Origin of the sequence: Rhizobium bangladeshense (assembly GCF_001662075.1) — a bacterium.
In the GTDB taxonomy this organism is placed as follows: domain Bacteria; phylum Pseudomonadota; class Alphaproteobacteria; order Rhizobiales; family Rhizobiaceae; genus Rhizobium; species Rhizobium bangladeshense_B.
In genome coordinates this window covers 91,642-113,696 of the sequence record NZ_LYPL01000012.1, presented here as the reverse complement: position 1 = coordinate 113,696, position 22,055 = coordinate 91,642, and the positions used below count along the sequence as shown (strand labels likewise).

The 22,055-nt window shown below is 60.8% G+C and carries 18 protein-coding genes and 2 pseudogenes; 5 read left to right on the top strand and 15 right to left on the bottom strand.

What is annotated here, in order from left to right; genetic code table 11:
• Positions 1-26 precede the first annotated feature (26 nt).
• The 9 genes from A7X77_RS22410 to A7X77_RS22370 all read right to left on the bottom strand — a co-directional run bounded on the left by A7X77_RS22410 (position 27) and on the right by A7X77_RS22370 (position 9,800).
• Positions 27-986, bottom strand: coding sequence for a lysylphosphatidylglycerol synthase transmembrane domain-containing protein (locus A7X77_RS22410; RefSeq protein WP_064685035.1), 960 nt, complete (start codon positions 984-986; stop codon positions 27-29).
• Positions 983-2,953: a hypothetical protein gene (locus tag A7X77_RS22405; RefSeq protein ID WP_064685034.1), complete on the bottom strand. Its 1,971-nt coding sequence runs from the start codon at positions 2,951-2,953 to the stop codon at positions 983-985. Before A7X77_RS22405 ends, A7X77_RS22410 begins: the two co-directional genes overlap by 4 nt.
• Positions 2,954-2,973: 20 nt before the next feature.
• On the bottom strand, positions 2,974-4,212 hold the full coding sequence (locus A7X77_RS22400) for a glycosyltransferase family 2 protein (protein ID WP_064685033.1): 1,239 nt from the start codon (positions 4,210-4,212) through the stop codon (positions 2,974-2,976).
• 16 nt (positions 4,213-4,228) lie between these two features.
• A complete protein-coding gene (locus tag A7X77_RS22395; RefSeq protein WP_010034483.1) occupies positions 4,229-4,855 on the bottom strand; it encodes an SIS domain-containing protein in 627 nt (208 codons plus the stop codon).
• 247 nt (positions 4,856-5,102) lie between these two features.
• Positions 5,103-5,459, bottom strand: a complete 357-nt coding sequence (locus A7X77_RS22390; protein WP_064685153.1) for a RidA family protein — start codon at positions 5,457-5,459, stop codon at positions 5,103-5,105.
• A gap of 14 nt (positions 5,460-5,473) precedes the next feature.
• The gene (locus A7X77_RS22385) at positions 5,474-6,295 is read right to left on the bottom strand and encodes an ABC transporter permease (protein ID WP_064685032.1); all 822 of its coding nucleotides are present in this window, start codon (positions 6,293-6,295) and stop codon (positions 5,474-5,476) included.
• On the bottom strand, positions 6,295-7,551 hold the full coding sequence (locus tag A7X77_RS22380) for an ABC transporter permease (RefSeq protein ID WP_064685031.1): 1,257 nt from the start codon (positions 7,549-7,551) through the stop codon (positions 6,295-6,297). Before A7X77_RS22380 ends, A7X77_RS22385 begins: the two co-directional genes overlap by 1 nt.
• 68 nt (positions 7,552-7,619) lie before the next feature.
• The gene (locus A7X77_RS22375; RefSeq protein ID WP_064685030.1) at positions 7,620-8,669 is read right to left on the bottom strand and encodes an ABC transporter substrate-binding protein; all 1,050 of its coding nucleotides are present in this window, start codon (positions 8,667-8,669) and stop codon (positions 7,620-7,622) included.
• 48 nt (positions 8,670-8,717) lie between these two features.
• Positions 8,718-9,800, bottom strand: a complete 1,083-nt coding sequence (locus A7X77_RS22370; RefSeq protein WP_064685029.1) for an ABC transporter ATP-binding protein — start codon at positions 9,798-9,800, stop codon at positions 8,718-8,720.
• 228 nt (positions 9,801-10,028) lie between these two features.
• On the opposite strand from A7X77_RS22370, the gene A7X77_RS22365 reads away from it, so the two are divergent.
• The 4 genes and pseudogenes from A7X77_RS22365 to A7X77_RS34295 all read left to right on the top strand — a co-directional run.
• Complete coding sequence (locus A7X77_RS22365) at positions 10,029-11,426, top strand: aminotransferase class I/II-fold pyridoxal phosphate-dependent enzyme (protein WP_064685028.1); 1,398 nt, start codon at positions 10,029-10,031, stop codon at positions 11,424-11,426.
• A 1-nt stretch (position 11,427) separates the two neighbouring features.
• On the top strand, positions 11,428-12,723 hold the full coding sequence (locus A7X77_RS22360) for an NAD(P)/FAD-dependent oxidoreductase (protein WP_064685027.1): 1,296 nt from the start codon (positions 11,428-11,430) through the stop codon (positions 12,721-12,723).
• Between the two features lie 97 nt (positions 12,724-12,820).
• A pseudogene (locus A7X77_RS22355) lies at positions 12,821-13,071 on the top strand (ribbon-helix-helix domain-containing protein).
• A gap of 2 nt (positions 13,072-13,073) precedes the next feature.
• A pseudogene (locus tag A7X77_RS34295) lies at positions 13,074-13,420 on the top strand (type II toxin-antitoxin system RelE/ParE family toxin); the annotation flags it as partial.
• Positions 13,421-13,448: 28 nt separating this feature from the next.
• Here the strand turns inward: A7X77_RS34295 and A7X77_RS22350 are convergent.
• The 5 genes from A7X77_RS22350 to A7X77_RS22330 form a co-directional block, all read right to left on the bottom strand.
• The gene (locus A7X77_RS22350; RefSeq protein WP_064685026.1) at positions 13,449-14,426 is read right to left on the bottom strand and encodes an ABC transporter ATP-binding protein; all 978 of its coding nucleotides are present in this window, start codon (positions 14,424-14,426) and stop codon (positions 13,449-13,451) included.
• Positions 14,427-14,430: 4 nt separating this feature from the next.
• Entirely contained in the window at positions 14,431-15,258 is an 828-nt protein-coding gene (locus tag A7X77_RS22345; protein ID WP_064685025.1) for a carbohydrate ABC transporter permease, read from the bottom strand.
• Positions 15,259-15,260: 2 nt separating this feature from the next.
• The gene (locus tag A7X77_RS22340; protein WP_064685024.1) at positions 15,261-16,133 is read right to left on the bottom strand and encodes a carbohydrate ABC transporter permease; all 873 of its coding nucleotides are present in this window, start codon (positions 16,131-16,133) and stop codon (positions 15,261-15,263) included.
• Positions 16,134-16,199: 66 nt separating this feature from the next.
• Complete coding sequence (locus tag A7X77_RS22335) at positions 16,200-17,483, bottom strand: ABC transporter substrate-binding protein (RefSeq protein WP_064685023.1); 1,284 nt, start codon at positions 17,481-17,483, stop codon at positions 16,200-16,202.
• A gap of 37 nt (positions 17,484-17,520) precedes the next feature.
• The gene (locus tag A7X77_RS22330; protein ID WP_064685022.1) at positions 17,521-19,842 is read right to left on the bottom strand and encodes an alpha-L-rhamnosidase; all 2,322 of its coding nucleotides are present in this window, start codon (positions 19,840-19,842) and stop codon (positions 17,521-17,523) included.
• A gap of 144 nt (positions 19,843-19,986) precedes the next feature.
• Between A7X77_RS22330 and A7X77_RS22325 the strand changes: the two genes are divergently transcribed.
• Positions 19,987-21,045, top strand: coding sequence for a LacI family DNA-binding transcriptional regulator (locus A7X77_RS22325; protein ID WP_064685152.1), 1,059 nt, complete (start codon positions 19,987-19,989; stop codon positions 21,043-21,045).
• Positions 21,046-21,085: 40 nt separating this feature from the next.
• Here A7X77_RS22325 and A7X77_RS22320 read toward each other — a convergent pair whose 3' ends face one another.
• Positions 21,086-21,997, bottom strand: coding sequence for a dihydrodipicolinate synthase family protein (locus A7X77_RS22320; protein WP_064685021.1), 912 nt, complete (start codon positions 21,995-21,997; stop codon positions 21,086-21,088).
• Positions 21,998-22,055: the final 58 nt, after the last annotated feature.

Sequence of the window (22,055 nt, the reverse complement as noted above, 5' to 3'; positions counted from 1 at the left end):
CTCCATATATGATCTGTTAAGGCTCGTCAGAGCGCTTTGATCTTTCCCGAATGAGGACGCGAAAGGACGAATACACCACCGGCCAAGCCGACCACAAGCTGCAACAGGCCGAAAACCACCGACAGCGTCGCGGCGTCCGTCGTGCCGATACCGAACACGGCAAGTGAAATGATCATGCCGCCTTCGCGCAGGCCCCATCCTCCAACGGAAATGGGAACCATGGCGATCAACAGCACTGGCGGGAAAGCGGCTGCGGCCTGACCCCAATCGAGCGGGAGACCAAGACCAAGAACGAGAATCTCAAGCGAGACGACACCCAAGCCGTGGATGACGAGGGTCAATAGAAATATTCCGAGCATTCTGCGGTGGACGAGAAAAGCCCCCAGCGCCTCGTTCAGCGCGTGCAGCTTTTCCGGAAGAAGCCGAACGAAAAGATGGCGACGCCAGCTGAACACCAGAGCCGATGCGATAGTTCCCGCGACGCCGAGTGCCGTCAGTTCAGTGAGATAGGGGATTGGGAAGTCGTGCCCGTAAAAGGCGCGCATGATGATCAGTCCGATCAGCGCAACGACCGCCAGCCCGAACAGCGTGAGGATACGGTCCATGACGACGCCAAGCGTGGCTTCCTTGATCGTCAGGCCGTATTTGAGGGCGCCGAATATGCGTGCGGCATCGCCTGGAATGGGGCTGGGAAGAGCCTGATTGTAAAAGAGGCTTTGCATGAAGAGTTTCATGGCGCCTGATATTTTCAGCCTCTGTCCGATCATTTCCGACAGAAGGCACCACCGCCACGCCGAAAGCAGGGCCTGCAAGAGAAGAAGGAAGACACTGACGCAGATGGTCGTCGCTGACAGAGTCCGGACCCCCGCCCAGCCTTCTGTGAAATCGACCTTAAGCGCGATCCATATGACGAGGCCAAGCGCGACGGCCACTTTCAGAACCGGGATGCCGATGCGAAGCAATGCGCGGGAGGACGGCGTGGTCACGATGCCCGATCCGCGTCGAAACGGTAGAGCTTCCAGCCGAACCGATCCGTCAATATCAGCGAGGCCCGGGGCATCATGCGGGCTATGACGCTATTGGCCACCGCTATTTTATCTTCTCCGATGCGTTCGGCGAGGAAGGCGCTGCCGGCATCGGGCGGAACGATGAAGTAGCCTATATGATTGTCCCTGATGAAAGCATCGATATCCGAACCCGGTGCAGGCAGCATGTAGCGCGGCAATTGCCAGCCGCCATCGCGGCCGTCGTTATAAGCCGTCGACAATAATGTATTGGCCGTATCAAAAGGTTGAAAAACGGTTCTGAGGTCATGATCAGCGATATAGCGGTACATGAAATAGGCTTCGCGATGGCTCTCCATGTAGGTGTCGACGCTGATCATCCCAAGCACGACGTCGAGTTCTTTCGCCTTGACGGGATCGATGTCGCTGCCGCCCATCTGATGCCAGTGGGAAATCCAGAGTCCCCCGGCCAGCAAGCCGATGACCACCGGGCTGGCGACCATAGATGCCGGCGAAGAGGCAATTTTCGCAAGGGGAGCGATCTGCGGCAGCACCCGTCGGTCGAGCCATTCATCCAGCCGTTCGCGAACCAACGAGGCGCCGATAAACCCGGTCGAAAAGAAGAGCAGATAGGCTGGCGTCGCCCACCTGATGTGATTGAACATAACGGTGTACCATATCACAAACATGGCAGCGGTAATCGCTGCGAGGAATGCGATGCGCCGGAAAGCCACTGCCAGGCCGGCCAGTATCAAAGCGAGAGCGACGAAAGCATTCGGCTTGCTCGCGAGAAACCACTGGTAAAGAATATGGAGGAAATCGCGCCAGCCTTGCAGCGTTGCGAGGTTCGTCACGAAATGCCGGTTGGCGGGATCGAAAGCCCGGCCCAATTCGAGCATGTAATCTGCCATCCAAGCGTCGGTGAGGCCCGGATGACCGAACATGAAAGGATAGATCGGATTGCCGAGGACGATCAGGTTTCTCGCATACCAGTAGCCCGCCACTGCGAGGAATGCGCAGAGGCATGACAGAAAGAGCGGCAGCGATACCCGTCCCTTGAGAAGCGTCGGCAGCAATGCCAGCCCTATGAGGCCCACCATTTGCAGTTCGGTATATTTTCCGCCGACCGCTCCCCCCAACACGAGCGCACAATGGAAAAGCTCCGCCGGGCGCCGGGTTTCCAGATAACGCCACAGGAAAAGCACGGCTGCGACCGAGAAACACGACCGGGCCAGATCCGTCATCGGTTCGCCGACGCTCCCCCTGAAGAAAGGGATGCTGAGGATCAGAGCGGCCACCAGGAAAAAACCGCATGCCCGCCAACGGCTGGCGCAACTTGAAAGAAGAAACAGAAACGCGAAGAAAATCGCGATATTCATGACGGAGGCGCCGGTCCAGTGACCGCTGACCATCATGACGAGCGCAAACAACAGATTGAAGAAGAGCGGAATATTGCCGTAGAACGGATGGTCGATCTGCGGCGACACAAAGCCGGCGTGATCGATGATGCTGTTCGCCAGCGGAACGTGGAAAACCCATACATCGGCGATACCAGACGGAAACAGGGCCAGAACGCTCGAGACATAGCAAAGTATGATGCATGTGAAGGCCGCAAGCGCCGGCAACGGATTTCCGGTTTTCGTTTCAGCGGCAATTTTACGAAGCAGCGAACCCAGGTCGCGGAGAACGGCGACGAGATCGCGCCGCCGCCAGATCATCGAGACCACCACGACAGGAAAAACGATTTCCCATCGCAGCCCATGAAATGCGCCAAGGACGGTAGCCGCGCCGCCTGATATCGCCAGAGCCGGCAGAATACCGCTGAATAGGAAGTCGGCGCCATCTCGAAGGGGTTGATCGCAATGTCGGTTGAGCCGGGTAACGATGCCTCGGTCGATCACGAGGCCCCATAAGATTATGGAAAGAACCGTGCACCAGCCTAGGATCATGATCGCCCCTTTCGTGGCTCCTATCCCGCGAGAGGCGGCGCAGCTTTCTTGATCGGCAACATAACGCCGAGGGCTCGTACCATGAGGCCTGATATAAAGATCTGGAACGCCGTGATGATAAGCCAAACCCCGAAGACGGCCCAGTTTGTCTCGATGCCGATCTCAGGCAGCACGTATCCGTTGTCGACATAGGAATCGAACAGCGGAACCGCCAACAATGCGCCTGCCAGAACGGCGATAACCGATCCCCAGATCGTTGCATTGTAAGGCAGAAGCCGCTCGAAACGGGGCTGCACATGTCCCGAATAGTCGAAAATCACTCGACCGATCGCCGCCGAAACCAGCATTGATTGACCAAGGACGGCCATAGCCATGGCAAACAGCATAGCGTTGGACGAGAACCGCACACCGCCGATGGACATGGGGCCGGCAAGCAACGGCAGCATCATGATCAGGCCGAGGGCGAGAAGCAGGAGACCTGGCCAGACGAGAAAGAAATCGAACCCATAGACGAACATGGCCTGCAGATTGCGCCAGCCTGCCCGCCATGGCTCCATCCAGCCCCGCCGCTTCATGTGGCTGAGGCGTCCTTCCGGATCCTTGAGGAAATGAATCGGCACTTCGGTGGTGGCAAGCTCCATATGCACGGACTTCAGCACCATTTCCGAGGCATATTCCCAACCCTGCGAACGAAGATCCATGCGGAGCAAGGCATCGACGCTGATGCCCCGCATGCCGCAATGGATGTCGGAAAAGCGGCTGGCGAACATGCGATTGAGAATCCATGTCGTCAGGGGCGTTCCGAAATAGCGGTGCAGCGGCGGCATTGCATTGGCTTCGATCGAGCCCTTGAACCGCGAGCCCATTACGAAGTCATAGCCTTTCCGGAAGGCTTCGATAAACGGCGCGATCTGGCGAAAATCATAGGTGCAGTCCGCATCGCCCATGATGATGAACTTGCCGCGGACGAAGGGAATGGCATCGATGTAGGCCCGGCCCAGGCCGCGCTTCGGCGTCCGCAACACGCGCGCACCCCTCTCACGGGCGATTTCCGGCGTGCGATCAGTCGAACTGTCGACGATGAGGATTTCCACCGCCGCACCGCTTGCCGCAATGCCCTGACGGCACCAATCGACGAAGGTTCCGATCGTCAATTCCTCGTTGAGCGAGGGAACGAGGATGGTTACTTCCGGGTCGGCGACGTCGTCGTCTGGCGTCAGAAGCGTCAATTCCGGATCGTGGGTGTGGGAGAAATTCATGCGCGTGATACGGCTCTTAGGAGAGGCTGGGCGGGACGAGGCCGCAGGAAAAATCCAATATGGCGTGGCAGATCGCGAGATGGGCAATCTCCACATAGCCATATTGATCGGAAGCAACATAGAAATTCAGATCACCGAGCGCGCGCAACGGGTTGCCCGGCGCGAAGCCGCTCAAGGTGATGACGGCGCCGCCTTTTTCGCGGGCGGTGCGGACGGCCTTGGTAATGCTTTCCGATCGGCCTGAACTGCTGATCGCAATCAGCAGATCTCCTTCATTCGCATGCATTTCGATCTGCTTTGCGAAGACGTTCTCATAGCCGAGGTCGTTCGAGAGGCAGGTCAGCGTTGCGCCGTCGTTCATCGCCATGGCGCGGAGTCCACCATTTTTGGAGTAGTCGGTCGCCATATGGCTGGCAATGGCCGCACTGCCGCCGTTGCCGATGAAGATGATCTTCCGGCCGGCGTCATGGGTGGCACGGGCGAGTTGCATGGCCTCGCTCACCGCAGTTGCATAATCCAGGCTTTCGTCAGCCGGTCGCGAGGCGGCTGCATTCACGAGAACATGGCGGAGAAATGTGAAATAGCGATCGAGATCGCCGGCCGTGACGCCAAGCTCGGATGTTTTGCTCTGGTGATGCGACATGCCGGTTCAGTCCCTACGCCTTGGAAATTGGGGCGTCATTAAAGACTAAATCATACAAAGGCAAGTTGCCCGCAGCCCCTTTCGAAGGTTGTTAACGAGTGTCACGGCTTTGCAACTCATGGTCTTTCGTCAGCATGCGGACGAAATTATCCGAAGACGGTTGGCCGTTGCGGCTTGCCTTTCGCGCTCGTCCCTCGGGACATTCGATATGAACTGCGAGGCAGGCGCTTCCGGCAGGGTCCCGCGCTCAATTGCCGACTGCTGCGATAATGCCGATTTCCACGGAATATTGCGGCGCGGCAAGTCTTGCCTCGACGGTGGCGCGCGCCGGCGCATGGCCGGATGGCACCCAGTCGTCCCAGACGGCATTCATGTCTTCGAACGTCGACATGTCCGCAAGCCAGATCGTCGCGCTGAGGATTCGTTTCGGATTGCTGCCCACGCCGTCCAGGAGTCGAGTGATCCGTGTCAGGATATTGGTCGTCTGCTCGCGGATGGACGCGCCGGGCGCGTCGACTGCGACCTGGCCTGCGAGGAAGACGAAGCTGCCATAGGTCACGGCCTGGCTCATCCGTTTTCCGGTCTCGTAACGTTCGATCTGCATGCTCGCCTCCTTCATCAATCCCTGTGCGCAATCTTCTGGCGTTCGGCGCGTCGCTGCAGCCATTGGATGGTGGCGAGGAACAGCGTCGAAAACAGGATGAGGAGAGAGGCGACGGCGGCGATCGTCGGGCTCAGCGTTTCCCGCACGCCGCTCCACATCTGCCGCGGCAGCGTGCGTTCCTCGGAACCGGCGATGAAGAGCGCAATCACCACTTCGTCGAACGACGTCACGAAGGCGAAGAGGGCGCCGGAGGCCACTCCCGGGGCAATGACCGGCAGCATGATGCGCAAGGTCGCCTCGACAGGGGTTGCGCCGAGACTGGATGCCGCCCGCATCAGATTGTGATCGAAGCTTGCGAGTGTCGCCGTCACGGTGATCACCACGAAGGGCGCTCCGATCGCCGTATGCGCCAGCACCAGCCCAGTCAGGCTGTTGAGCAGTCCGACGGCGGCGAAGGCATAATAGATGCCGACCGCCGACACGATGACTGGCACGATCATTGGGGAAATCAGAATGGCGGTTAACGTTGCCCGCGCCGGGCAGGAGGGCCGGCTGAGGCCGATCGCGGCAAGCGTGCCGAGAAAGGTCGAAAGGACAGTGGCGAAGACGGCGACGATGATGCTGTTCTTCAGCGCCAGCTGCCAGACGTTGGAATCGAAGAATTCGCGATACCACCTGAGCGACAGGCCGGGCATCGGGTAGGTGAAGAACGGCTCGGCGTTGAAGGAGAGTGGCACGATCGCCACGATCGGCGCGATCAGGAACAGGATCACCAGGCCGCCCGCCAGCCACAGGAGGATCGAAAACAACCGCGGGAAAGACAGGAAATTCGTCATCAGCCGATCCTCAGCCTGTCGATGCCGACGATGCGATTGTAGACGGCGTAGAGGATGAGCACCGCCACCAGAAGGATCGTGCTCAAGGCCGCCGCCATGCCCCAATTGGTGACCTGGTTGGAATAATAGGCGATGAAATAGCTGACCATTTGGTCTCCCGGCCCGCCGACCAGCGCCGGCGTGATGTAGTAGCCGAGCGCCAGGATGAAGACGAGCAAGCCGCCGGCGCTGACGCCGGGCATGCTCATCGGCAGGTAGACGCGGAAGAAGGCTGAGACCGGCGGCGCGCCGAGCGACGAGGCGGCTCGGAGATAGACCGTCGGTATGCTCTTCATGACGCTGTAGATCGGCAGCACCATGAAGGGCAGCAGAATATGGGTCATGGCGATCAGCACGCCGATGCGATTGTAGATCAGGTCGAGAGGCCGCGACGGGTCGACCAGACCCAGCCAGATCAGCGCCGAATTGATGACGCCACGCCCCTGCAGCAGCACCACCCAGGCGCTGGTGCGGACCAGCAGCGAAGTCCAGAACGGCAGAAGCACCAGGATCAGCAGCGTATTGGCAACCGCCCCTTTCGACCGGGCGATCAGTGCGGCGAGGGGATAACCGAGAAATAGACAAATCACGGTCACCGACGCGCTGACGACGAAGGTGCGGATCAGGACATCGACATGTACAGCATTCTCCGCAGAGACCCTGCCGATGGCGCCTGAGGCGTCGCGCTCGAGATCAAGCGAGGCGAGCAGGTAATAATCGGTGAAGGGCGGCGAGGCGTTCTTGATGATCGTCCAGTAATGCGGGGTCTCCCACTTCGGATCGATGGCGACGAAAGCGGGCTTGTAGGGCGGCTGTGCGTCGCGGATGGTGCGGGCGGTTTTCAACAGCATCGAGCGCATGCCCGTCTCGTAATAATTGAGACGCTTGGCAACCTCGGCGATCCGATCGCGGGGCGATTGTTTGAGATCGGCGGCAAAGGCGGCAAATAGCGCCTCGTCGGGCGGCAACTGCTCGTCCCAGGCTGACAGAGCCGACATCGTGTAGGGCAGGGCGGCGGAGGCCGCCCTGTTGTCGACGGCGCGCGTCAACAACAGGGCGATTGGGAGGACGAAGACGAGCAGTAGGAAGATCAACAGGGGAGCGATCAGCAACAGCGCTTTCAATTGCGCCTTGCTTTTCGCACTGCCAAGGCTCTTCACCCGCATGCGGGCGGCAACCGTAGCCTCGTCGCCTTCATTCATTGTCGCGGTCACCATCGCTCATGCCTTTTTGCGGTAGAGAAAGGGGCGGACGAAGCCGGGGGACACTCGCCCGCCCGACGAGGTTACTGTGCGAGCCACTTGTTGAAGCGTTCGGTCAACTCCTCGTCATGGTCGGCCCAGAACTCGGAGGAGACGACGAACGCGTTCTTCGTATTCTCCGGTGCTGTCGGCAGATCGGCGAGAATGTCCGGCGGAACCTTGGCGATGGCCGCCTTCAGGGTCGGGCCATAGGAGATGTATTTCGACTGCTGCGCCATCACGTCGGGATTGACGGTGAAGGCGACGAACTTGTCCGCCAGCTCCTTGTTCTTCGAGCCTTTCGGCTCGGCCCAGAGATTGAAGTCCATGCCCTGGCCATCCCAGACGATCTTGAAGTTCTTGCCGCTGTTCTTGACGGCGTCATAGATGCGGCCGTTCCAGGCCGTCGTCATCACCACTTCGCCATCGGCAAGAAGCTGCGGCGGCTGTGCGCCGGCGGTCCACCAGACCTTCACATCCTTCTTGATCGTGTCGAGCTTCTTGAAGGCGCGGTCGACACCTTCCGGCGTTGCGAGTACGTCGTAGACCTCCGAAGGTTTGACCCCGTCGGCGATCAAAGCGAATTCCAGCGTGGTCTTCGGCGATTTGCGCAAGGCGCGCGGCCCCGGAAATTTGGCTGTGTCGAAGAGATCGGCCATCGTCGTCGGCCCACCGTTCGGGAATTTGCCGGCGTCATAGGCATAGATGGTGCCGAAAACGATGGTCGCGACCGCACAATCCATCGCCGCGCCGTCGATGAAGGCGTCCTTGCCGCCGAGCTTCGAATAGTCGATCGTCTCAAGCCAGCCTTCGTCGCAACCTTGCAGCGCATGGCTGGGTTCGACGTCGACGACATCCCAGGTGACCTGGCCGGTTTCGACCATGCCTTTGAGTTTGGCGGTCGAGCCGTCCCATTCATCCTGGAGGATCTTGGTGCCGGTCTCCTTGGCGAAAGGCTTGAAGAAGGCCTCTTCCTGGCTCTTCGTATAGGCGCCGCCCCAGGATGTGACGGTCAGCCTGTCCTCGGCAAATGCGGCTCCGGCGGTCGCAAGAGCGATGACGGAACTGAGAAGCATGCAGTTTAAACGCATCATGGTGGTTCCCCTTTTTGTTGCTGCGTTTACGAAAGAATGAGCACCTGTTCAGGAGAGCGCGAGTGCCCGGCAGTCCTCCGACGCCCAACCGATGATGGCGGTCGAACCGAGCGAGCGAACCGGAATATCCTGCGCGGCGGCGACCTTGATGAAGACGTCGTCGCAGCCGCAGGCGGCGACACGTAAGCGCACATGGTCGCCGTGATAGATGATTTCCTTGAGCATGGCGGTGAAACGGTTCGCAAGGTCTGCCGCCGGCGCCAGCTGGATCCGCTCCGGCCGCAGGACGAGGGTTGCCCGCGTGCCTTCCTTCAAGCCTTCTCCGGCCTGGCCGATGATGATGGAGCCGTCAGGTGCGCGGATCCGGCAGAGGCTATTGTCGATCGCGACGACTTCGCCCGATATGGCATTGTTCTCACCGATAAAGGTTGCGACGAAGGGATTGGCCGGCGTTTCGTAGAGCGCATGCGGGGCCGCGATCTGCTGCAGAATGCCATCATTGAACACGCCGACCCGATCCGACATGGTTAGCGCCTCGCCCTGATCGTGGGTGACGTAGACGACATTGATGCCGAGGCGGGCGTGCAGATGCTTGATCTCCAGCTGCATATGTTCGCGCAACTGTTTGTCAAGCGCGCCCAGCGGCTCGTCCATCAGAACCAGCTGCGGCTCGAAGACCAGCGCGCGGGCGAGCGCAATGCGCTGCTGCTGTCCGCCTGAAAGCTGGTTGGGCCGTCGCGTTTCGAAACTCGCCATGCGCACCATGTCAAGTGCGCGGCGAACCCGCTCGGTAATCTCCGCTTTGCCGAGTCGGCGCATCTTCAGTGGAAAGGCGATGTTCTCTCCGACCGTCATATGCGGGAAGAGGGCGTAATTCTGGAAGACCACGCCGATATTGCGCCGATGCGGCGGAACGCTGTCGATCCTGTTGTCGGCAAGGGTGATGGTCCCGCTGCTCGGAGCCTCGAAGCCGGCCAGCATCATCAGCGTTGTCGTCTTGCCGGATCCGGAAGGGCCCAGCAGGGTCAGAAATTCGCCCTTGGCGACGTCGAGATCCAGGCCGCGCACGACATAGCTGACGCCGTCATAGGATTTACGCACGCCTTCGAAAGCGATGAAGCGTTCGGTCATGAATTCCTCCAGTTGGCACCGGCCGGGATCCCTGCCTCATTGTCTCGATGCCGGGTCATATTGTCTCGGTCTGTTTCTGTTTGTCAAGCCACACAAATAATTTTGTATGGCAACGACTGCGGACCTCGAAAATGTTGGGAAAGCGTGTTATGTCGCAGGAAATCAAACTGAATCGCGGCGGCGGCCTTGTGTTCAGTCGTGGAATTGTACACGTATTTCAGGAATTGTATGTCTGAACGATCGGAAATGAACCAGACAAACCAGGAGCGTGAAACGCGCATGCCGGCCTATCTCGAACTCGCCAACGAGCTCGAGGCAAGGATCCGTTCGGGCGCCCTGCCGCCCGGCAGCCAGCTGCCGCCGCAGCGCGACCTCGCCCGGGAGCGGTCGCTCAACGTCTCGACCGTCACGCGCGCCTATCGTGAATTGCAGAACCTCAATCTTGTGATGGGCAGCACCCGGCGCGGTACAATCGTCACCGGCGACGGCGCGATGCCGCGGGTCGACCGGGCGGCGAGCCCGGCCGGCATCATCGACCTGACGGTCAACCGGCCGGCCGTCGATGATTTTCAGCAGCGCCTCGCCCAATCCCTGCCGGCTCTTTCGTCCGACCCGCGCTTCCGTCAGATGCAGGAATACCAGCCGCCGGAGGGGCCAGCCTGGGCGCGCCTGGCGGCGAGAAAATGGATATCGCTCAACGGCTTCGACCCATCCGAAGACGATATCGTCGTCACCAGCGGTGCCCAGCACGCTCTTCTGGCTGTCATCAGCAGCTTGATCGAGCCTGGCGACACCATCGTCTGCGATCGGCTGACCTATTACGGCCTGATCGCGCTTGCCCAGATGTTCCGCTTTCGCATTATCGGCATCGGTAGTGACGAACACGGCATGTCGGCGGCGGAGCTTGACGGTATCTGCAGCCGAGAGCGGGTGCGCGCCGTTTTCACAGTCCCCTCCATGCACAATCCGACCGTCGTCACCATGAGCGAGGCCCGCCGGCGGGAACTGGTCGAGGTCGCGGAAAAACACGATCTCGTCATTATCGAGGACGATGTCTACGGACCGATGCTCGGGACCCGTGCAAGCGCCCTGATCACGCTGGCTCCGGCCAGGACCTACCATATTTCCGCATTGTCCAAGGCCTTGGCGCCGGGGCTGCGCGTCGGCTATCTGACCTGCCCGCCCGGGCGAGCGCTGCTGTCGGCGGAGGCAGTCCGCACGACCGCCTGGATGCCCTCTCCGCTGCCGCTGCTGCTGGCGACCCGCTGGCTGGAGGAGGGCACGGCAGAGGCGATCTTGAGGGCCCAGCTTGCGGAGCTGCGCGCCCGCCATGCGATCGTTGCGACGATGCTTGCCGGCCATTCCTTCTCCGCCGATCCGCGCTGCATGTTTCTCTGGCTCAGACTGCCGGCGCCATGGCGGTGCGAGGATTTTGCCGCCAATCTGCGTGCTCACGGCGTTGCCGTCATGCCGGCCACCGCGTTTGCCTGCGACCGCCAGCCCGTCGAACATGCCGTTCGCGTCAATGTCGGCTGCGCGTCGTCGCGAGACGAACTGGCAACGGCGCTGCGCATCATTGTCGCCACGCTGAACGATCGTCCCCGCGCTCTCGCCGGCCTGGTCTAGGATGAATAGGCCGCTCCCCGCGCTTCAACCCTTGCCCGACGCCGAGCGCCGGCATGTGGCGGTTGTCGGCGCGGGACTGGTCGGCCTCTGCTCGGCCCTCTGGCTGCAGAGAATGGGGCATCGGGTCACGGTCATCGATCCGGCACCGCCATTGGGCGATGCATCCTACCGGCAGGCCTGTTCTTATGGGAATGCCTGCACCTTCGCGCCGCACGGCGTCGTTCCCGTGGCCATGCCGGGTGTCATCTGGCGCGTGCCGGGGATGCTGCTCAACCCGCTCGGTCCGCTGGCGATCGTCTGGAGGTACCTGCCGCATCTGGCGCCGTGGCTCAGCGCCTTCCTGGCATCGAGCACGAAAGCCGAGGTCGAGCGGATCGCCACAACATTGGCAACGCTGCTCTCTCACGCCGATGCCGCCTGGCAACCACTGGTGACGCAGGCCGGCGCCGAACGGCTGAAGCGGCATGGGGGCTGCCTCTATCTCTACAAGACGGAAGCGCAATTCCAGGCAGCCGATGCCGAGAACGCGCTGCGTGAACGCCATGGCGTTGCCATGGATCGCCTCAGCCGCGCCGATATCCAGAGCATGGAGCCCAATCTTGCGCCGCTCTACCACAAGGGCGTGCTGTTCGGTGACGCCTATGTGTTTTCGAGCCCCAGGCAGCTCGCCTTCGGGCTGGCGCAAGCGCTCGTCAGCGGCGGAGGAGAGGTCGTCAGCGGGGAAGTCTCGGCAATCGAGCCGCGCGACGACGACGGCGTCGGCCTCAGGATCGCGGATAAGGCGATCCTTGCCGACCACGCCGTGGTGGCCGCCGGCGCCCATTCCCGCAAGCTTGCGGCAGCGACCGGCGATCGCGTGCTGCTCGATACCGAGCGCGGCTATCACGTCCTGTTCCCGCAGGCAGGTAATCTTCTGTCGCGCCCGGTCTGCTATCCCGAGCACGGTTTCTATATGGTGCCGATGGCGGATGGATTGCGCGCCGCTGGAACCGTCGAACTCGGCGGGCTTGCCGCTCCTTTGAACCCGAAGCGAACCGCGATGATCCGCGAAGGCGTGAGAAAGCTCCTGCCGTCGGCCGGCGAAGGCAGCGACGAATGGCTGGGCTTTCGTCCATCCATGCCGGATTCGCTTCCCGTCGTCGGCAGCTCCCGTTGCTCGCCCCGCGTCACCTATGCTTTCGGTCACGGCCATCTCGGCCTGACGCTGGCCGCATTGACCGGCTATCTGGTTTCCCAACTTGTCGCCGGACAACGCCCGGTCATCGATCTGACGCCGCTGCGTCCCGATCGGTTTTGAGCCTCTGATGGCTCCCGTTGTCCAAGGACTGGGTGTGATGAATATTGATAATATAAGCTACGCCACCCATGATAAGAGAGAGCGAAAGGGCGTGCCGATGGCGTCGGGTAGCATTCAGGTGAAGTCAGTGGGCAGTTGCAGGATCATATCCAGCAGCAGATCGGCGACGATGGTCTCTATGAAAATGCCAGCGAATCTATCCGTGCTCTGATCCGGCGAGATTTGCAGACGCGTGATGAGGCGTGGTGTATGCTGCAGAACGAGCTTACGCCCGCGATGCGGGCCGACGACAGCGAGTTTGTCGCCGTTTCGGCTAAAGACGTCATACGCCGCAACAAGCGCCGATAACCATACCGGCTTATCGCTTTTATCGGCGCGCCGACGCCGCGCAGGACAAGATTTAGAGCGATACCTTCGAAGCATGGGGAGAAAAGCCGGCGGACGCTTACATTCTCGGGCTGCATGCTTATTTGCAGCGCCTATGCGGGGATCGACCGATCTGGCCACAACTTCCATAACGTCTGGCGGTTCCGGCAGACATCAAACGTTCGGCCTATTTCGGTCGCTACCAGCATCACTATGTGTTCTTTCGAGAGCTCGACAATGGTGATCCGGTGTCATGAGCATTCTTCACGAAGGGATGAATCTGCCCGTCCGGCTGAAAGAAGACTTGGCGGCTCTCTCTCACGCAAGCAGCGGTGACGCGGACTATCTTCGGCCCACCTTCAAAACCGATGCTCCGCTCCCTCGACCGGATTTGCCCAGGCCATCATACCAGGCGCAAACGGCGTCTCGCCTTCGGCGCGCACGACCATCTCGCCGAGGTCGGGAACGTCGAGGTAGAGGATGGCATCGGCGCCGAGCCTTTCGATGTGGCGGACTCTGCCCTGCCATCGCCCGGCATTTTCCGAAAGCCGGATATGTTCCGGCCTTATGCCGTAGGTGGTGCAATTCGATCGCCGCGCCGTCTCGCCGCCATAGAGGTTCATCTTCGGGCTGCCGATGAAGCCGGCGACGAAGGGGGTCGCCGGATTGCGATAGAGCTCCATCGGACTGCCGACCTGCTCGACCGAACCGCCGTTCAGCACGACGATCTTGTCGGCCATCGTCATGGCCTCGACCTGGTCGTGGGTGACATAGATCATCGTCGATTTCAGCCTGGCGTGGAGATCGGCGATCTCAAGACGCATCTGGGCTCTGAGCGACGCGTCGAGATTGGAAAGCGGCTCGTCGAACAGGAAGACCTTGGGATCGCGGACGATCGCCCGGCCGATGGCGACGCGCTGCCTCTGGCCGCCGGAGAGCGCTTTCGGCTTTCGCTCCAGCAACTGGGTGAGCTGCAGCGTTTCCGCAGTCGCCGCGACCTTGGCGGCAATTTCCGCCTTTGGACGGCGGGCGAGTGAAAGGCCGAAGCCGATATTCTCGGCAACTGTCATATGCGGGTAGAGCGCATAACTCTGGAACACCATGGCGATGCCTCGCTCGGAGGGTTCGGCATAGGTCACGTCCTTGCCGCCGATGGTCAGCGTCCCGGAGGTCGTCTCCTCCAGGCCGGCGATGATGCGCAGCAGCGTCGATTTTCCGCATCCCGACGGGCCGACGAATACGACGAATTCGCCGGAGGCCACCTCCAGATCGATACCTTTGATGACTTCAAGGGCGCCGAAGCTCTTGCGAACCTGTTTGAGTGTGAGTTCAGCCATTCTGCTATCCTTTGACTGCGCCTGATGTCATGCCTGCGACGATCTGCCGGTTGAAGAAGATGAAGACGATCAGCGGCGGGATGGTCACGAGGAGGATGTTCATGAAGAGGAGATTGTACTGGCTCGAATACATGCTCTGGAAATTATAGAGCGTCAGCTGCACCGTCACGTTCTCCTTGCCCGGCAAGTAGTAGAGCGGGTTGGTGAAATCATTGAAGATCGCGATCGATTGCACGACGATATTGGTCACGGTCACCGGCTTCAGAAGCGGCAAGACCACCCGGAAGAAGATCTGCCGGGGTTTGGCGCCGTCGATCAGCGCCGCCTCATCGAGATCGCGCGGGATGGTCGAGATGAACGAGCGGTAGAGCAATATCGAAAAGGAGAGGTTATAGGCGACCTGGATCAGGATCATCCCTGTCATCGTCTTGAAGAGGCCGATCTCCTGCAGCAGGCCGATCGTCGGAACCACGGCGGGCGGCATCATCAGGCCCATGAAGAGGGCAACCGATGCGACCTTGTTCCAGGTAGTCCTGCGGCGCTGCATCACATAGCCCACCATCGCCGACAGTAGGATGAGGATCGTGACGGAAGCGACGGTGATCAGCGTCGAATTGAAATAGGCGAGCACGAGCTGATAATCGCGCGCCTTGAAGACGGCCACGAGATTGTCCCAGAAGAGCCATCGCTCCGGCAACTCGAAATCGAGACGGGAGGCTTCGGATTTCGATTTCACTGCCTGCAGGGCGACGAAGACGAAAGGCATGACGAAGATGACCGCGGCAACGGCCAGCGATATCGCGCCGGTCATATAGGGACGGATGCTTCTCATTCTTAGACCCCGCGCCGGTTGAACCATAAAGTGAGCGGCAGGATGATTGCGGCAATCAGCGCGAACAGGATGACGTTGCCGGCCGTCGACAGGCCGTAGAAGCCTGCCTGATATTGCTTGTAGATGACCGAGGCGATCACGTCGGAGGAGAAACCAGGCCCGCCGCGGGTCATCGCCCAAATCAGGTCGAAGGAGCGAAGGCCGCCGATCAGCGACAATGTCACCACCGTGATAGTGGCTGGGCGTACAAGCGGCAAGGTGACCCGGAAAAATTGCTGCCGGCGCGTCGCTCCATCGATCCTTGCCGCCTCATAGTAATCGGGGCTGATTGCGGCTAGACCGGCGATGAAGATCAGGGTAGCAAGGCCGACACCCTTCCACAGGTCGACCAGGGCTACCGAAAACAGGGCGAGCGCCGGATTGGTCAGCCATCCCGGTCCAGGAATGCCGAGCGTCTCGAGCGTGACGTTGATGATGCCCTTCGTCGGATGCATCATCACTGCGAAGGTAATGCCGATACCGATCGTGGAGACCAGGACAGGAAAGAAGACCAGCGTTCTTAGGAAGCCGCGGGCGAAGATATTGCCGGTCAGGAGCACGGCCAGCAGCAGCCCGCAGACCGTCTTCAGCCCGGATGTCGTCACGGCATAGATCAACGTGTTGATCAGTCCCTTGATCAGGAACGGCTCGGAGAAGAACTGCCGAAAATTTTCGAGCCCGATGAATTCGGCCGTCGAAAGATCCCAGCGCGTCAGGCTGAACCAGAGAGACGAGACTGTGGGCACCAGAAACAGCACGCCGTATATGACGGCAGCCGGTATGAAAAACCACAGCGGGTAGGGCGATTTGCGCGAGCGGGGGCGTGTCTCGGTCATGACTACCTCTTCGATCGGGTGGAACCTCGCTCCATCGGGAGCGAGGCCGAATGGCCCGAAAGACCGCTACCAGTTGGGCAGACCGAGCTGCTTGGCTTGTTTGCGCACATCGTCGTCATAAAGCTTCGCCGCGTCGGCGGGCTGGCGGATGCCGGAACCGACTTCGACGGTGATCTGCTCGAGTGACGGCCCTTTGACCGGCGAAACGAATTCCAGCGCCGGCGTCGTTTTGCCCTCGGTCTCGAAGTAAGGGAGCATGTCCTTGACGACAGGGGGCACATCGGCAGGCAAACCGCAACCGTCGACCAGAGAGGGACCCTGAACCGTGTTGGTGTCGATCATGATCTTGCAGCCCTCGACGCCTCCGGCGAAATCCACGAACTTCTTCGCTTCCTCGATGTGCTGGCTCGCGGCCGGAATGTAGAGGGCGGGCGGCATCCACACTGTCAGGCCATTGACAGAAGCCTCGTCGCTTGGCTGCGCAAAGAAACCGACATCGCCGAGGTTTTCCGGATAGTTCTGTTTGAGCACGCCGACTGCGAAGGTCAGCATCGGGTAATGCGCCGCCTCGCCGGTCGCCACCATTCTCAGGCCATCGTCATAGCTTGCCGCGCCGAAGTCCTCGTTCATCAGGCCGACGTCGTGAACATCCTTCAACCGCTCGAAACCTTTCATGGCCGCCGGCGTCTCGGCATATTTCGCCTTGTTGGCGGTATAGTCGGCGGCAAAGTTCGGCGCGGCGGCATGCAGATTGTAATAATCGGCCAGAACGAAGAGCTGCGAGGTCCAGGTATCGCGATAGGTCTGTGCGACGGCGACTTTGCCCGCAGCTTTGATCTTTTCATTGTTCGCCATGAACTCCGCCCATGTTTTCGGAACGGAGAGGCCGAGATCCTGATAGATCTTTCTGTTATAGAGAATCCCGCCCGCCATCGCTGTGCCGAAGGGAACGCCGTAAAGCTTGTCGCCGGCGCGGACGACGGATTTGAAACCGTCATCGACCTTTGCCTGCGAGGGAAGGCCACTGAGGTCGACAAGCGTCTGAGCAGGCTTCAGCGCCTGCAGCAGCGAGCCGGAATTATAGAGGAACACGTCTGGCATCTCCCCCGTCGCCAGACGCGTCTTGACGATGTTGTCACCTTCGCCGCCGCCCGGCCGCTGTTCGATTTCGATCGTTACATCAGGCGCCTTGGCCTGATAGGCGGCAACCAGCGCTTCGGCGGCCGCCACCGTATCGGGACTGTTGTCGATCAGGAATGACAGGGTGACTTCCGCATGCGACGGGTTGGCCGCAGCCAGCGCCAGAAGCGTGGATGCGCCCGCGAGAATGAGCCTTATCCGATGTGTCATGACGTTCCTCCTCTGAACGGTGTGACCTGTATGCTCCTCAGGAATCGGGTAGGGAAAAGACCAGCCGGTGCGTGCCCGGGAGAAGAACCGTCTCCTCGATGACGGCCCCCCCATTGAGCCTCGGGTTCTGGTGCCGCCGGCCAGGCCGGAAGCGGCCGACGCAGCCCTGCGGCAGCGTCAGCACATAGGTGACCTCGCTGCCGGTGCACCGCCAGCCGGCCTCTATGCGCCCCTGGCTGATGTCGTGATGGGCTGATACCGGGGAAAGCGACGGGATCGGCGCGGGATCGACGATCACTTCTGCAAATCCGGGCGCGTCGGGGCTTGGCGAAATGCCGGCGACACATTCGAACAGCCACTGGCAGACGGCGCCATAGGCGTAATGATTGTAGCTGTTCATATCGGGTTCGTAGATGCTGCCGTCGGGCGCCATGGAATCCCAGCGCTCCCAGATCGTCGTCGCTCCCTTGGACACCTGATAGAGCCAGCCCGGGACGTCCTGCTGCAGGAAGACCTTTTCGGCGAGGTCGTCCATTCCGAGCTTCGTCAGGGCCGGCAAAAGGGCAGGCGTGCCGATGAAACCGGTGCCGATCTTGTAGTCGGCGTCGATGATCACCTTCCGGAAATGCTGCCGGGCGGCTTCCTGATGCCCCGCCGGTATCAGATCGTAGAGGAAAGCGAGTGCATAAGATGTCTGGTCATTATGGGCGAGCCGCCCTGCCGGCGTGATGAACTCATTGACAAAGGCCAGCCGGATCTCATCCGCGCGGCCTTTCATCCGCTCTTCAAGCGCAGGCTCGCCGAGAATGCCTGCGATCTTTGCCAGAAGATCCGTCGAAATGAAATGATAGAGGGTCGCCGCGCAGTCGTCGGCAATTGTCGGGCGAGGCTTTCTGTTATCGCCGACCGGCTGCAGCCAGTCGCCGAAGGTGAAGCCGCGGACGCCCCAGTGCGATGGTGGACGGACGATTGGGCCGTCCGAGATGGACCAGACGAAATCGACCCAGCGCACCATGGAGTCCAGGCACTCCGAAAGAACGGTCCGATCGCCATAATGGGTGTAGAGGACCCATGGGATCACGACAATCGCATCACCCCAGCCGGTCGAGCCGGCGTAGCCCGGGAAATTGCCGGGGTGCAGACGCGTCGGGTCGGGCGAGAAATGCGAGACGGCGCCGTCCTCGCGCTGGTCGGCCATCACGTCCCGCAGATATTTCCGGAGGAAGGACTGGCTGTCGCTCAGCCAGCAGGCCGTCGCCGCAAACACTTGGGCATCCCCCGTCCAGCCAAGCCGTTCGTCACGTTGCGGGCAATCCGTGGGCACTTCGATGAAATTGGCACGCTGCGACCAGATGGTGTTCTGCACCAGACGATTGACCAGAGGGTTGCCCGAGGTGAAACCGCCGGCGGGTTCCGGGACGGACGAGATCGGGATCGACGCGATTTCAAGGATCTTCGCACTGCCTTTGATCGTGACCCTGGCATAACGGAAGCCGTGGAAGGTGAAATGCGGCGCATAGGTCTCATCGCCGTCTCCATGCAGCGTATAGAGGGTGTGGGCGGCAGCCGTGCGGTAATTGCGATTGTCGAAGTGACGTCCCGGTCCAAGGACTTCCGAATGCTCGACCCGCACTTCGGCGCCGCTAACACCACGGACCGTGTATCTGACGTAGCCCCCGACATTCTGGCCGAAATCGTAGATCGTCCTGCCTTCATCATCGATCCAGCTTTCGGCCGGGGCGATCGGCTGCAGTTCCCGCACCGCTGCCGTCTCATGCGCGACGAGCAGCCCTTTGTCGAATGGCAAGCGCTCGGTACCATGCGTTTCCGCGAGCTTTTCCAGGCGTGCGTCATAAATCTCGCCGAAGTAGATTCCCGACTTCAGGATCGGCAGAGGACCGCTCTGCCAGGTCGTGTCGGTGGAAAGAATGGTGCCGCTGGGGCCGATCAAATCCGCAATGGCCCCAATCCTGTCGCCCCAGCAGTTGGGAATAGCCTTGGCGCCCCACATGATGGGCGAGCGGTACCATCCGTCGGCGAGCCAGATTTCGATCCGGTTGAGGCCGGGTCTCAGCAATTTCGAGATGTCGTATTGCTGATAGGCAATGCGGTCGTCGTAATTCGTCCAGCCGGGCGTCAGCAGATCGTTGCCGACGCGGGTGCCATTGATGAAGCAGCGATAAAGCCCAAGCGCCGAGATGAAGAGTTCGATCGGAAGGCCGGCGCCATCATGTTCGAAGGTCCTGGAGACGAAGCTCGCAGCCGCTCCCTGGCCGCCGTCCGACCGCGGCGCGATCATCTCACCCGACCACGTGCGCGAAACGAGATTGCCGCTGATGGCTGGCGGTTGAAAGTTCATCAAATCCTCCCGATGAAATGTAGAACGTTCTCCATATAACGTTCTACATTTTCTTCGGAAGCGCAATAGAAATTTGATCGCCAGTCTGCCATGGTGGTTTTGCGGGTGATTGGTGACGGCCCGCAGCCGCAGCTCAGAGATTTCATGTCAGTTGAAGACAAACAAAAGCCGCAACGAAACGATCGCGTGACGATACGCACAGTGGCAAGCCATGCAGGCGTATCGGTTGCAGCAGTATCCAAGGTGATGCGCAACGCTTACGGCGTCAGCGAAGCGTTGCGGGCCAAAGTGACCGACGCTATCGAGACGCTCGGCTATCGCCCCTCGCGGGCAGCGCGCGGATTGCGCGGGCGCAGCTTCACCATCGGTGTGCTGCTGATCGACATCCGCAATCCCTTTCTGCCGGAGGTGATTGCTGGTGTAAACGGCGTGCTGGCGCCTTCGCATTATCAGGCAATGATCGGCGTCAGCGATGCGCGCGTGCAGCTGGAGACGTCGTTGATCGAGTCGATGATCGACTACAAGATGGACGGGCTCATCCTCGTTGCGCCACGCTTGCCGTCCGACATTATCGCAAAATTCGCCGTCCAGATCCCGATCGTCACTGTGGGTTATCACGATGCCGGCGCCACGGCCTTCGACACCGTCAATGCCGACGATCAGCGCGGCGCGGAGATTGCGGTGGAGGCGCTGCTGGCCTGCGGTTATCGCGACATCGAAATGCTCAGTCTCGGCGAGCGCGAAGGGCACGCGGTCTCCGTCGTCCGCCAGCGAGAGATCGGCTTTCGCCGGGCGATGCAGCGGGGCGGGCTTGGCGCCGCGCCGATCGGAAAGATTCCTATCGCTTCACCGAGGCGGGAAGACGCGATGCGAAAATTCCTGGCGAGGAAGGACAGGCCGCGCGCCGTGTTCTGCTGGAGCGATCTCGATGCGATCACGCTTCTGAGTCTGGCGATGGAGATGGGCGTGCGCGTGCCCGAGGACCTCGCCGTCGTCGGATATGACAACTCCTCGACCGCAGCGCTCGGCCTCGTCAATCTTGCTAGCATCGACCAATCGGGCAGGGAACTCGGCCAGATCGCAACCCGGGCCCTCATCTCCCGGATCGAGGGCCGCACCGCTTCAGAGCATATTCTCCAAGTGCCGTCGCTGGTCAGCCGCAACAGCCTGACCCGGTTCAAGGATACGAAGCACGACGGATGAATAGGCCGGCAGCAGCTATCGAGCTTGCCGGCCCATCGGTTCAGGCAGCCTGAGAAATCCTCGAGGGACGTGTAGCCGCGGCCTTCTCGACCATGGCGGTGACCTCGGCCCGCCGCGCACCCGACAGCGGCAGGCGCGGCATGCGGACGCGTTCAGAGCCGCGGCCCATGATCTGCTCGGCAAGCTTGATCGACTGCACGAGGTCGTGCTCGGCATCGAGATGCAGAAGCGGCATGAACCAGCGATAGATCTCGCGGGCCTTCTCCCAATCGCCGCGTTCGGCGGCGGCAACGAGCTGCACGGATTCCTCCGGGAAGGCGCTGGTGAGGCCCGAGACCCAGCCCTTGGCGCCGAGCATCAGACCCTCGAGGGCGACGTCGTCGAGGCCGGCGAAGATATCGAAACGATCGCCGAAGGCATTGATGAGGTCGGTGAAGCGGCGCGGATCCGGCGCACTTTCCTTGACGGCCTTGATATTCGGCACGTCAGCCAGCACCTGCAGCACATCGACGCCGATATTGACGCGATAGGCCGGCGGGTTGTTGTAGAGCATGATCGGCAGCGAGGTGGCTTCGGCGACGGTGCGGAAATGCGCGATCAGCTCCTCCGGCTTCGGCACATAGACCATGGCCGGCAGCAGCATCAGCCCATCGGCGCCGAGCTTTTCGGCGTCGCGGGCATAGGCGACGGCGCGGCGCGTGTCGAATTCGGAGACGCCTGTCACGACCGGAACACGACCATTGACCACCTCGACGGCGGCTTTCAAGATCGTGCGCTTTTCATCGGGATCGAGCGAATTGTTCTCGCCGCATGTGCCCATGACGATCAGTCCGTTGACGCCGTCATTGACGAGTGCGTCCTGGACGCGCTGGGTCGCCGGCAGATCCACGGAAAGATCTTCGTTGAACTGTGTCGTTACGGCGGGAAATACGCCCTTCCATCCTGTCGTCATCGCTTGAACCCCGTTGAAGTCAGGAGCTTTATATACAAACTGTCGACAGGACTCAACC

Bases quoted from the DNA above. Each gene is read 5' to 3' on its own strand.
- A7X77_RS22405 (WP_064685034.1), bottom strand. From the start codon at position 2,953: ATGATCCTAGGCTGGTGCACGGTTCTTTCCATAATCTTATGGGGCCTC.
- A7X77_RS22400 (WP_064685033.1), bottom strand. From the start codon at position 4,212: ATGAATTTCTCCCACACCCACGATCCGGAATTGACGCTTCTGACGCCA.
- A7X77_RS22395 (WP_010034483.1), bottom strand. From the start codon at position 4,855: ATGTCGCATCACCAGAGCAAAACATCCGAGCTTGGCGTCACGGCCGGC.
- A7X77_RS22390 (WP_064685153.1), bottom strand. From the start codon at position 5,459: ATGCAGATCGAACGTTACGAGACCGGAAAACGGATGAGCCAGGCCGTG.
- A7X77_RS22385 (WP_064685032.1), bottom strand. From the start codon at position 6,295: ATGACGAATTTCCTGTCTTTCCCGCGGTTGTTTTCGATCCTCCTGTGG.
- A7X77_RS22380 (WP_064685031.1), bottom strand. From the start codon at position 7,551: ATGGTGACCGCGACAATGAATGAAGGCGACGAGGCTACGGTTGCCGCC.
- A7X77_RS22375 (WP_064685030.1), bottom strand. From the start codon at position 8,669: ATGATGCGTTTAAACTGCATGCTTCTCAGTTCCGTCATCGCTCTTGCG.
- A7X77_RS22370 (WP_064685029.1), bottom strand. From the start codon at position 9,800: ATGACCGAACGCTTCATCGCTTTCGAAGGCGTGCGTAAATCCTATGAC.
- A7X77_RS22365 (WP_064685028.1), top strand. From the start codon at position 10,029: ATGTCTGAACGATCGGAAATGAACCAGACAAACCAGGAGCGTGAAACG.
- A7X77_RS22360 (WP_064685027.1), top strand. From the start codon at position 11,428: ATGAATAGGCCGCTCCCCGCGCTTCAACCCTTGCCCGACGCCGAGCGC.
- A7X77_RS22350 (WP_064685026.1), bottom strand. From the start codon at position 14,426: ATGGCTGAACTCACACTCAAACAGGTTCGCAAGAGCTTCGGCGCCCTT.
- A7X77_RS22345 (WP_064685025.1), bottom strand. From the start codon at position 15,258: ATGAGAAGCATCCGTCCCTATATGACCGGCGCGATATCGCTGGCCGTT.
- A7X77_RS22340 (WP_064685024.1), bottom strand. From the start codon at position 16,133: ATGACCGAGACACGCCCCCGCTCGCGCAAATCGCCCTACCCGCTGTGG.
- A7X77_RS22335 (WP_064685023.1), bottom strand. From the start codon at position 17,483: ATGACACATCGGATAAGGCTCATTCTCGCGGGCGCATCCACGCTTCTG.
- A7X77_RS22330 (WP_064685022.1), bottom strand. From the start codon at position 19,842: ATGAACTTTCAACCGCCAGCCATCAGCGGCAATCTCGTTTCGCGCACG.
- A7X77_RS22325 (WP_064685152.1), top strand. From the start codon at position 19,987: ATGTCAGTTGAAGACAAACAAAAGCCGCAACGAAACGATCGCGTGACG.
- A7X77_RS22320 (WP_064685021.1), bottom strand. From the start codon at position 21,997: ATGACGACAGGATGGAAGGGCGTATTTCCCGCCGTAACGACACAGTTC.